Origin of the sequence: Klebsiella sp. GB_Kp056, assembly GCF_040064755.1 — a bacterium.
In the GTDB taxonomy this organism is placed as follows: Bacteria; Pseudomonadota; Gammaproteobacteria; order Enterobacterales; family Enterobacteriaceae; genus Klebsiella; species Klebsiella quasipneumoniae.
In genome coordinates, this window is record NZ_JBEAJA010000049.1 from 57,822 (window position 1) to 68,199 (window position 10,378).

General features: G+C 58.1%; 11 protein-coding genes. 1 reads left to right on the plus strand and 10 read right to left on the minus strand.

The genetic code is table 11. From position 1 onward, the window contains the following. Positions 1-70: 70 nt before the first annotated feature. The 10 genes from deoC to ABLV52_RS12525 all read right to left on the minus strand — a co-directional run bounded on the left by deoC (position 71) and on the right by ABLV52_RS12525 (position 9,022). Positions 71-850, minus strand: a complete 780-nt coding sequence (deoC, locus tag ABLV52_RS12480) for a deoxyribose-phosphate aldolase (RefSeq protein ID WP_032452384.1) — start codon at positions 848-850, stop codon at positions 71-73. Positions 851-1,265: 415 nt separating this feature from the next. Next, entirely contained in the window at positions 1,266-2,543 is a 1,278-nt protein-coding gene (locus ABLV52_RS12485; RefSeq protein WP_032452383.1) for a NupC/NupG family nucleoside CNT transporter, read from the minus strand. A gap of 129 nt (positions 2,544-2,672) precedes the next feature. Further along, complete coding sequence (locus tag ABLV52_RS12490) at positions 2,673-3,467, minus strand: metal-dependent hydrolase (protein ID WP_032452382.1); 795 nt, start codon at positions 3,465-3,467, stop codon at positions 2,673-2,675. Next, positions 3,464-4,537 (minus strand): patatin family protein, encoded by a 1,074-nt coding sequence (locus tag ABLV52_RS12495; protein ID WP_023291890.1) that lies wholly within the window; start codon positions 4,535-4,537, stop codon positions 3,464-3,466. Before ABLV52_RS12495 ends, ABLV52_RS12490 begins: the two co-directional genes overlap by 4 nt. Positions 4,538-4,690: 153 nt before the next feature. Beyond that, positions 4,691-4,852: a DUF1328 family protein gene (locus ABLV52_RS12500; RefSeq protein ID WP_002887716.1), complete on the minus strand. Its 162-nt coding sequence runs from the start codon at positions 4,850-4,852 to the stop codon at positions 4,691-4,693. A 129-nt stretch (positions 4,853-4,981) separates the two neighbouring features. After that, positions 4,982-5,602 (minus strand): molecular chaperone OsmY, encoded by a 621-nt coding sequence (osmY, locus tag ABLV52_RS12505; RefSeq protein WP_032454796.1) that lies wholly within the window; start codon positions 5,600-5,602, stop codon positions 4,982-4,984. Positions 5,603-5,821: 219 nt separating this feature from the next. After that, the gene (prfC, locus tag ABLV52_RS12510; RefSeq protein ID WP_002887711.1) at positions 5,822-7,411 is read right to left on the minus strand and encodes a peptide chain release factor 3; all 1,590 of its coding nucleotides are present in this window, start codon (positions 7,409-7,411) and stop codon (positions 5,822-5,824) included. Positions 7,412-7,501: 90 nt separating this feature from the next. After that, positions 7,502-8,179 carry a pyrimidine 5'-nucleotidase gene (yjjG, locus tag ABLV52_RS12515; protein WP_023291888.1) on the minus strand — a complete coding sequence of 226 codons (678 nt, stop codon included), beginning with the start codon at positions 8,177-8,179 and terminating at the stop codon, positions 7,502-7,504. A 14-nt stretch (positions 8,180-8,193) separates the two neighbouring features. Next, a complete protein-coding gene (gene rimI, locus ABLV52_RS12520; protein WP_348890446.1) occupies positions 8,194-8,640 on the minus strand; it encodes a ribosomal protein S18-alanine N-acetyltransferase in 447 nt (148 codons plus the stop codon). Next, positions 8,609-9,022: a DNA polymerase III subunit psi gene (locus ABLV52_RS12525; RefSeq protein WP_004886506.1), complete on the minus strand. Its 414-nt coding sequence runs from the start codon at positions 9,020-9,022 to the stop codon at positions 8,609-8,611. The genes rimI and ABLV52_RS12525 overlap by 32 nt, the downstream gene beginning before the upstream one ends. 102 nt (positions 9,023-9,124) lie before the next feature. Between ABLV52_RS12525 and rsmC the strand changes: the two genes are divergently transcribed. Then, positions 9,125-10,153 (plus strand): 16S rRNA (guanine(1207)-N(2))-methyltransferase RsmC, encoded by a 1,029-nt coding sequence (gene rsmC / locus ABLV52_RS12530; RefSeq protein ID WP_348890447.1) that lies wholly within the window; start codon positions 9,125-9,127, stop codon positions 10,151-10,153. Positions 10,154-10,378: the final 225 nt, after the last annotated feature.

The window sequence follows — 10,378 nt, forward strand, 5'->3', positions numbered from 1 at the left end:
GCGCTACGCTTACCCGCCCTACGATCCTGTAGGCCGGATAAGCGAAGCGTCATCCGGCAATGTCTGACAATCAGTAGCTGCTGGCGCTCTTGCCGTCGCCGTGACCCAGGGCTTTCAACAGGCTGGCCAGCAGGCTGGAGGCACCAAAGCGGTAGTGACGGGCATCGGCCCAGTCGGCGCCAAACAGCTCATCGGCGATCGCCAGGAACTGCTGCGCATCTTCCGCGCTGCGCACGCCGCCCGCCGGTTTGAAGCCAACGGTTTTCTCAACGCCCATATCGCGGATGACTTCCATCATGATGCGCGCGCTTTCCGGCGTAGCATTCACCGGCACTTTACCGGTCGAGGTTTTGATGAAATCGGCCCCGGCTTTGATAGAGATTTCAGACGCTTTACGGATCAGCGCTTCTTCTTTCAGCTCACCGGTTTCGATGATCACTTTCAGCAGCACGTTGGCCGCCGCGCAGGCCTCTTTACAGGCTTTCACCAGCTCGAAGCCGACCTGCTCGTTACCGGCAATCAGCGCGCGGTACGGGAACACCACGTCCACTTCATCGGCGCCGTAAGCGATCGCCGCGCGGGTTTCCGCCAGCGCAATGTCGATATCGTCATTACCGTGCGGGAAGTTGGTGACCGTAGCGATGCGGATCTCCGGCGTTCCCTGCTCGTTCAGCGTCTTACGGGCAATCGGGATGAAGCGCGGATAGATGCAGACCGCCGCGGTGTTACCCACCGGGGTTTTCGCCTGATGACACAGGGCAATCACCTTCTCATTGGTGTCGTCGTCGTTCAGGGTGGTCAGGTCCATCAGTTTTAACGCGCGCAGGCTGCTTGCTTTTAAATCAGTCATTTCATACTCCGCCGGCGCAGTGCCGGTTCAATAGTTTGTTCACCTTGCGAGTCTGTTACTATTGTAACATTCACCCGCTGCTACACTTCGACATTCATCACAGTTAATGAAAACTACTTACTAATTTGCATTACTGTAATGTGACTTTAATCACAAAACATCAGCACATAGCGCGGCAATTATCCTCACGCCCCTCTTAAGCATAATCGAAACTCCGCACCCAATGAGGATGTGATAATTCTAACACACAATGACAGAGACTCTCGACACCGTGGCGCACATTTTGCTCACCCAGCCGGTGATAAAATTATTATATTTTGAAATATAAGCTATTTTTCTGAAAGCCAGAAATGATGGAATTTTCACAAATTCAATAAAACCAGCGACGCGACGGCCGCTGGTTGAGGGAACTGGCTTAGAGGGCGAGGAAAACCCCGGCGATGGTGGCGCTCATCAGGTTAGACAGCGTCCCCGCCGCCACGGCACGCAGCCCAAGCTGGGCGATATCCTGACGCCGGTTGGGCGCCATCCCCCCGAGGCCGCCAATCAGGATGGCGATCGATGACAGGTTAGCGAATCCGCACAGCGCGAAAGAGATAATGGCTTTGGTGTGATCTGAAATAACCTGCAGCCCGGCCGCCGCCACCTCGGCGTCCGCCTTCAGATACTCGCCAAAGTTCATATAGGCCACGAACTCGTTAATGATCAGCTTCTGGCCGATAAACGACCCCGCTACCGTCGCTTCGTGCCACGGCACGCCGATCACCCACGCCAGCGGTGAGAAGACCCAGCCGAGGATCATCTGCAGCGACAGCTCCGGATGGTTAAACCAGCCGCCGACGCCGGACAGAATGCCGTTCAGCAGGGCGATCAGCGCGATAAACGCCAGCAGCATCGCGCCGACGTTGAGCGCCAGCTGCATACCAGACGCGGCGCCGGAGGCGGCGGCGTCCAGCACGTTGGCCGGTTTATCCGCGTCTGCGCTCTGGCGGTCATGAGCCGGGTTATCGTCCGGCTTTTCCGTTTCCGGTACGATAATTTTGGCAAACAGCAGTCCACCCGGCGCCGCCATAAACGACGCGGCAATCAGGTACTCCAGCGGAACGCCCATCTGCGCATAGCCCGCCAGCACGGAACCTGCCACCGAGGCCAGGCCGCCGCACATGACCGCAAACAGCTCCGAGCGGGTCATAGTGGCGATATAAGGACGCACCACCAGCGGCGCTTCGGTCTGACCAACGAAGATGTTCGCCGTGGCCGACAGCGATTCGGTACGCGAGGTCTTCAGTACCGCCCGCAGCGCGCCGCCGAGAATGCGAATGACCAGCTGCATAATGCCCAGGTAGTAAAGCACGGCAATCAGCGACGAGAAGAAGACGATCACCGGCAGCACGCGCAGGGCAAAGACAAAGCCGCCGCCGCCAAACACCTCGAACATTTTATCGGAGACCAGCCCGCCGAAGATGAAACCGATCCCTTCATTGCCATAGGCAATTACGCGGGCGACGCCGTTCGACATCGCTAACAGCGCCGAGCGCCCGGCCGGTACATACAATATCAACGCGCCGATACCCACCTGGATTATCCAGGCGCCGAGCACAGTACGCAGGTTAATGGCTTTTCGATTATTGGAGAGCAGCACAGCAATGGCCAACAGCGCCACCATGCCGATAAGTCCCATGAGGATTTGCATACAAATTCCCTGTGTTTTGATAGTCCAGCACTAACGGCGTGATTATATCGGCATGAAACTATCCTGCCTGCCAGGCTTCACACATTTTACGCAAATCAATGATATGGATGAACAATTATGAGAATTCGATCACCATACAGTGGCGGAGGGCAGGGAAAACAAGGCGAGCGTGTTGCGCATTATCCCTTCGGCTATGGCTGCCGGCGGCTCCGACCGCAGTTCGCACAGGGCGTCAAATACCCGCGCAGCTTGCTCCGGGCGATTGGGCTGTCCCTGGAAGCCATTGAGCGGCATATCCGGGGCATCGGTCTCCAGCAGCAGGGCTGAAAGCGGCAGACGCGCCATCACCTCGCGGGTTTTACTGGCGCGGGGATAGGTAATGGTGCCGCCAACGCCGATCTTATAGCCAAGCTGTACGAAACGCTCGGCCTGCTGCAGGCTGCCGGCGAAGCCATGTACCACCCCGGTACGCGGCAGGGCATGTTTTTTCAGCAGCATCGCCAGCTTATCGTGGGTGCGTCGGGAGTGGAGGATCACCGGCAGATCGTAACGCTTCGCCAGACGCAGCTGCGCTTCCAGCAGCGCCTGCTGACGATCGAACTGCGGCTCGTCGCGATAGAGATCGAGACCAATCTCCCCCACCGCCACCAGTTTTGGCGGGCGCTGCGCCAGCGACGCCTCCAGTTGCGCCAGCCCCTCATCGGTGTGCTGCTCGATGACAATCGGATGCAGGCCCAGCGCGGCATACAGCGCCTCGTGCTGCGCCGCCAGCGCCAGCACGCGGCTAAAACGCTCAGCGGAGATGGCCGGAACGATAATTCGCCCGACGCCGGCCTGCGCCGCACGCGCCAGGCTGGCGACCTCATCTTCCGCGAAGGGGGGAAAATCGAAGTGGCAGTGGGTATCGATAAAACGGTGCGTCACGCCAGATCCTCATGATTAAAGCTTGCGTCATTGGCCTGCGGCGCAGCGATGATGGTCGCCTGCGGCGCTTCATTGGCCACCGGCACCGGCGGCACCACCACCGGCGCAGGCCGGGCGATACGCGGCGCGTGGCGCAACAGCGGCGGCCGGTCGGCCAGCAGTTTACCCACGGTGGCCAGGAAATAACGGCCGCACTGGCGTCCGGTTTTGTAGTCCTCCAGCAGCGCCGGCAGTCGGCTGCCAAGCGCCATGCTGCGCAGCGGCCGCTGGGGATAGATTTCGAAGATCCGCAGTTTGCCGGGCGGTTTTTCGATGAACTGCTGGATGGCGCGATAGGTGGTTTCGTGATGATGCACCAGATTGACCAGCGGCTGCAGGCTGCTCTCCCCCAGCCAGCGCTCCATCCGCTTAAACCACTCCGGGGTGTAAAACATCTGCGAAGGGACAGTGCGGATCACCACGATGGTCTGAGCGCCGCGGCGGGCCGCCTCCTGTACCGGGATCGCATCGCTGACGCCGCCGTCAAGGTAGCTAACGCCGTCAAGCAACACGCCGCTGCGGTAAAAACCGGGGATGGCGCTGGAGGCGCGGATCAGATCCAGCCAGGTTTGCGGCGTCGGTGAAAAATAGCTGGCGGAGTAATCGTCGCCGCGACAGGCGCACATCCACAGCTCTTTGCCCAGCGCGAACTGCGTTTCGGCATAGTTCATGGCCAGCGGCATCTGCTGCGAGGTGGCCTCCACCAGCCAGTCGAGATCGATAAGGTTGCCGCCGCGCACAAAGCGCATCGGATCAAAAAACTGGCGTGAGGTGGTGTAGCGTGTGATGACTTTGCGGGCATAGCCTTGCTGATTACACATGTAAGCGGAGAGGTTTTGCGCCCCCGCGGAGGTCCCCAGCATCAGGTCAAAGGGGTTAAATCCGGCGCGCATGAATTCGTCCAGAACCCCGGCGGTGAAAATCCCTCGCTGTCCCCCGCCTTCACACACCAGCGCCAGCTTGCCTGGTCGGAAGGGTTTAACCGCCAGCGGGGCGATATTGCCCAGCGTAACGGGAATGCGTTGCCCCACCCTGCTTTCCTGTTCGATTAGTCTTCTCCTGACAAGGTAACGCAATTTGCCCATCGCTTAAACCGCGAAAGCCAGTCCGCAGGACTGGCTTTGTGTAAGACGACGTGTCAGTAAAAACGCTCAGGCTTCAGCATCGCCCGGATTGTTGTCCCTCTACGGACGTCTGCGTCCTGTAAACAGGCTCACCAGGAACAGGATAATCCCGACGACAAAGACGATTTTCGCGGCGCCAGCGGCAGTACCCGCCAGACCACCAAAGCCCAGGGCCGCAGCAATTAATGCAATGACCAGAAAAATAATTCCCCATCGAAACATACTTTTCTCCTTACCATAATGGACGGTGAACAGCGGTTTGCGCACCCTTTCTGGAAAGCTCATCGCTCAGTGGGTGCTGCTATTCGTTCGGCAACCTTGGCCAGACAACACTTTTGTTAATAACTCGATTTACTTCACGCTAAGATCGTTGCGGACGCTTTTCACACCGGAAACCGCTTTCGCAATCTCTGCGGCGCGCTCAGCCTGCGCCGCGGAAGCCACCGTACCGGTCAGATGCACTGCGCCGGCGTTAGTTTCGACTTTCACATTGCGCGAAGGGACAATGTCATCCGCCAGCAGCTTAGCCTTCACTTCGCTGGTAATAGCGGTGTCCCCGGCATAGCCTTTCAGCGTCGCCGTCTCACTCGACGATTTGTGCTTCACCGTCAGCTTGTCGTTGACCTGAGAGACGCCTTCGACCGCTTTTGCCACGCTCAGCGCCTGACTTTTCTGTTCAGCACTGGTGACGTCGCCGCTGAGGGTGACCACTTTGTTTTCCGTTTTCACCGAAATATCGCCGGAGTTAATATCTTTATGGTCGATCAGCGCCGCCTTTACCCGTGCGGTAATAGTGCTGTCGTCCATAAAATCGCCGACTTTATTAATCGAATTGTCTACCGCCTCTCCCGCATTGCTGGCAGCTGACTTCGCACTGTCTACCGTTGTTTTTTCCGTCTCTGCCGAGGCGTTCAACGCGGCTAAGCCTAAGAAGAGCGCCAGCAACATATTGGCATTCTTTAGTCTGGTCATCGTGATGTCCTCGTTTTTTCACCAGCGCTGGCGTCTTATCGCAGTGAATTACGCCAGCATTTTTAAAAACACGAATTAAATATAGTAGACAGGCGAAGGGGTTGCGGAGGATATGGATAAAAAACAGACGAATTAGCGGCGTTTTAAGAACTTTCCAGAAGGAGGGAAGCGCGGGCGGAAGAAGAAAAAAGCGCGGCCTGCGCCGCGCTTCGTCAGGGATTAGTGCTCGCGCGTTTTGCGGAACACCACGTCAGGATAACGCTCCTGCGTCAGGTTCAGGTTGACCATCGTCGGGGCGATGTAGGTCAGGTTATCGCCGCCATCCAGCGCCAGCTGAACTTCGTTTTTACGTTTGAACTCTTCGAATTTCTTCACGTCAGTGGATTCAACCCAGCGCGCGGTGGCCACGTTGACCGATTCGTAAATCGCTTCCACGTTGTATTCGCTTTTCAGGCGCGCCACGACGACGTCAAACTGCAGCACACCCACGGCGCCGACGATCAGATCGTTATTGGCGATCGGACGGAAGACCTGCACCGCGCCCTCTTCAGAGAGCTGAACCAGCCCTTTCAGCAGCTGTTTCTGCTTCAGCGGATCCTTCAGGCGAATACGACGGAACAGTTCCGGTGCGAAGTTCGGAATACCGGTGAACTTCATCATCTCGCCCTGGGTGAAGGTATCGCCAATCTGAATGGTGCCGTGGTTATGCAGGCCGATGATATCCCCAGGATAGGCTTCTTCAACGTGCGAACGGTCGCCGGCCATAAAGGTCAGCGCGTCGGAGATCACCACGTCTTTACCGATGCGCACCTGACGCAACTTCATGCCTTTCTCATATTTACCTGACACCACGCGCATGAAAGCCACGCGGTCGCGGTGTTTCGGGTCCATATTGGCCTGAATTTTAAACACGAAGCCGGTGAACTTCTCTTCCGTCGCGGTGACTTCACGGGTGTCGGTGTTACGCGGCATCGGCGCCGGCGCCCACTCCACCAGGCCATCCAGCATATGGTCAACGCCGAAGTTACCTAACGCGGTCCCGAAGAACACCGGGGTGATTTCCCCGGCCAGGAACAGATCTTTATCGAACTCGTTCGACGCGCCCTGCACCAGCTCCAGCTCGTCGCGCAGCTGCTGCGCCAGATCTTCCCCCACCGCCGCGTCGAGATCCGGGTTGTTGAGCCCCTTCACGATGCGCACTTCCTGGATGGTATGGCCTTTACCGGTCTGATACAGGTAGGTTTCATCTTTGTAGAGATGATAGACGCCCTTGAACAGCTTACCGCAGCCGATAGGCCAGGTAATCGGCGCGCAGCCGATTTTCAGCTCGTTCTCCACTTCATCCAGCAGCTCCATCGGATCGCGGATATCACGGTCGAGTTTGTTCATAAAGGTGAGGATCGGCGTATCGCGCAGACGGGTGACTTCCATCAGCTTACGGGTCCGATCTTCGACGCCTTTTGCCGCGTCAATCACCATCAGGCAGCAGTCCACCGCTGTCAGGGTACGGTAGGTATCTTCCGAGAAGTCTTCGTGCCCCGGGGTATCCAGCAGGTTCACCAGACAGTCATGATAGGGGAACTGCATCACCGAGGTGGTGATCGAGATACCACGCTGCTTTTCCATTTCCATCCAGTCGGATTTCGCGTGCTGGCTGGAGCCACGACCTTTTACGGTACCGGCGGTCTGAATCGCCTGTCCGAACAGCAGCACCTTTTCGGTGATGGTGGTCTTACCGGCATCCGGGTGAGAAATAATGGCAAAAGTGCGGCGTTTGGCCACCTCTTGCAGATAAGGAGACAACGTCATAATTAATCTTCTAAGTAAACGCGGCCATGAGCCACGCATGTGGAATACGAAAAATTGCGGCTATTTTACCCATCAACGGGGGGGAGGCAATCAGTGTTTACACAGGAGCTGCTCCAGTTCGCTTAACGAGGTCACCGTCCAGTCCGGCTCGAGGTCCGCCGGCAGCTCGCGCTGATGCGCATTGAGCCAGCAGGTCGCCAGTCCGGCATTCACGCCGCCGCGAATATCCGACTCGGCGGTATCGCCGACCATCAGCACCCGCGAGCGCGGTGGGTTACCCGCCTGCGCCAGCGCGTAATCGAAAATGCGCGCGTCCGGTTTGGCGACGCCCACTTCTTCAGAAATAATCAGCAAATCAAAGTGATCGCGTAAACCGGTCCGCTCCAGACGAGTCTGCTGCAGCGAGGTAAAGCCGTTGGTAATGATGCCCATCTTGACCTTGCCCTGCAGCGCGTTGAGCAGAGAGACCGCGCCCGGCAGCGGCGCACAGATTTCCGCCATCGCATTCATAAACGCGTCGTTGAGTTCCCCCGGCGGCACATTCAAACGTTCCGCCCAGCTGTCAAAGCGCTGGTGCTGCAGCTGCAGCGAGGTGATGGCGCCGTTCTGGTAATCCACCCATAGCGGCTTATTCACGGCCTGATAGTCCTGAAAATCTTCGGCGGTAAAGGTCACGCTGTAGTCGAGAAACATCCGCTGCAAGCCGCTGAAAGAATCAAACGTAAACAGCGTTTCATCGGCATCAAAGAAAATCCAGTCCCATTTCATCGTATCACCTTGTCTTACATACTGATTGGCAGAGCCATAATAATGGCGTCTTCGCGCCCGTCGGCCGTCGGGTAGTAGTTGCGGCGAATCGTCGCCTCATTGAAGCCTAAGCTTTCATACAGCGAGATAGCGGCAACGTTGGAGGCGCGCACCTCCAGCCATAGCGTGACGACGCCGAGCCTTTCGACTTCATCAATGACGTGTTCCAGCAGCGCTCGCCCCAGGCCACGGCGCTGGTAAGCGGGATCGACCGCGATATTGAACAACGTCGCCTCATCCAGCACCACTTGCGTAATGGCGAACGCCGCCATTTCGCCATCCACCGACAGCTGATAGTTGCGATAGCGTTCCCCCTGGTTACTGGCCAGGGTCTGTTCGCTCCACGGGAAAGCGTGGGCGCGGGTTTCGATTTGCCAGGCTCGGGTTAAATCAGCCGTGCTGAGGGTAGAAATCGTGTTCATGTGCGCAGATTTGTTGCCAGAGCGCCCTGCGAGCCGGCGCGCTGGTCTGGAGTTCATCAAAAGCGGGGGTGGACACCTGGGCGCCCGCCAGCGGCAGCGACGCCTCTGTGCCCAACCGCCAGCTGTTGCAGCGGCTGTCCTGCGGCAGCATCGCCACCCGCTCCGGGGTCAGCTGCAGGACCTGATCTGGCGTCACGGCCAGCGCGCGCAATACGTCGCCAATCAGCGGCTCTGTCAGCGACGGCGGGGTTTCCGCCACCATCACCAGACGAATATGTTCAGGAAGCGAGATAGCGATTTCGCCCTGCAACGCCCCCGGTCGGCGCAGCGACCACTGGGTAATGCCCAGCTGCTGTAGTTGCCAGTCTCGTCGGGATGTCATAGCGAAACACTCCTGTTAAACAAGCGCGCAATATAGCAAATCCGTCGTATCTGCGCCAACAAACTACTATAATCGGCGCCAGTCTTAATGAAGGAGTGTTTCATGTCCGCTTTTACCCCGGCAAGTGAAGTCTTGCTGCGCCACAGTGATGATTTCGAGTCCGCCCGCGTTCTGTTTGCCGGTGACCTGCAGGATGACCTGCCTGCGCGTCTGGATACCGCGGCCAGCCGCGCCCACACCCAACAGTTCCACCACTGGCAGGTTCTCAACCGCCAGATGGGAGACACCGTCCGTTTTAGCTTAGTGGCTGAGGCCGCTGACGTCGCCGAATGCGACACCCTGATCTACTACTGGCCAAAGAATAAACCAGAGGCACAGTTCCAGCTGATGAACCTGCTCTCTCTGCTGCCGGTGGGAAGCGACATTTTCGTCGTCGGTGAAAACCGCAGCGGCGTCCGCAGCGCGGAGCAGATGCTGGCTGAATACGCGCCATTAAACAAAGTGGATAGCGCCCGCCGCTGTGGCCTCTATCATGGCCGACTGGAAAAGCAGCCCGCCTTCAACGCCGATGCCTTCTGGGGCGAATACACACTGGATAATCTGACGATTAAAACCCTGCCAGGCGTCTTTAGCCGCGACGGGCTGGACGTCGGCAGCCAGCTGCTGCTCTCCACCCTCGAGCCGCATACCAAAGGGAAAGTGCTGGACGTCGGCTGCGGCGCAGGCGTGCTGGCCGCCGCGCTGGCCAGCCATTCGCCGAAAGTGCGCCTGACCCTGTGCGACGTCAGCGCCCCTGCGGTCGAAGCCAGCCGCGCGACGCTTGCCGCCAACGGCCTGGCTGGCGATGTGTTTGCCAGCAACGTCTTCTCCGAGGTCAATGGTCGCTTCGACATGATCATCTCCAACCCGCCATTCCATGACGGGCTGCAGACCAGCCTCGAAGCCACCCAGGCGCTGATCCGCGGCGCGGTTCGCCATCTGAACAGCGGCGGCGAGCTGCGCATTGTCGCCAACGCCTTCCTGCCGTATCCGCAGGTGCTGGATGAGACGTTCGGCTTCCATGAGGTGATCGCCCAGACCGGACGTTTTAAGGTCTATCGCACCATCATGACCCGTCAGGCGAAAAAATAGTCGCCTTCTCACGCCGGCGGCCCGTTTCTGGTACCGCTGGCGCTTCCTGCGGGCAAATCCGCCCATTTTTGCAGCAATCGATACAACCTGCATAATTAACTATTGACGTGTCGCCGAAAACCACTAGAATGCGCCTCCGTGGTAACGATACTTTCATAGTGTCGATGGTATGCGAAGGTGGCGGAATTGGTAGACGCGCTAGCTTCAGGTGTTAGTGTCCTTACG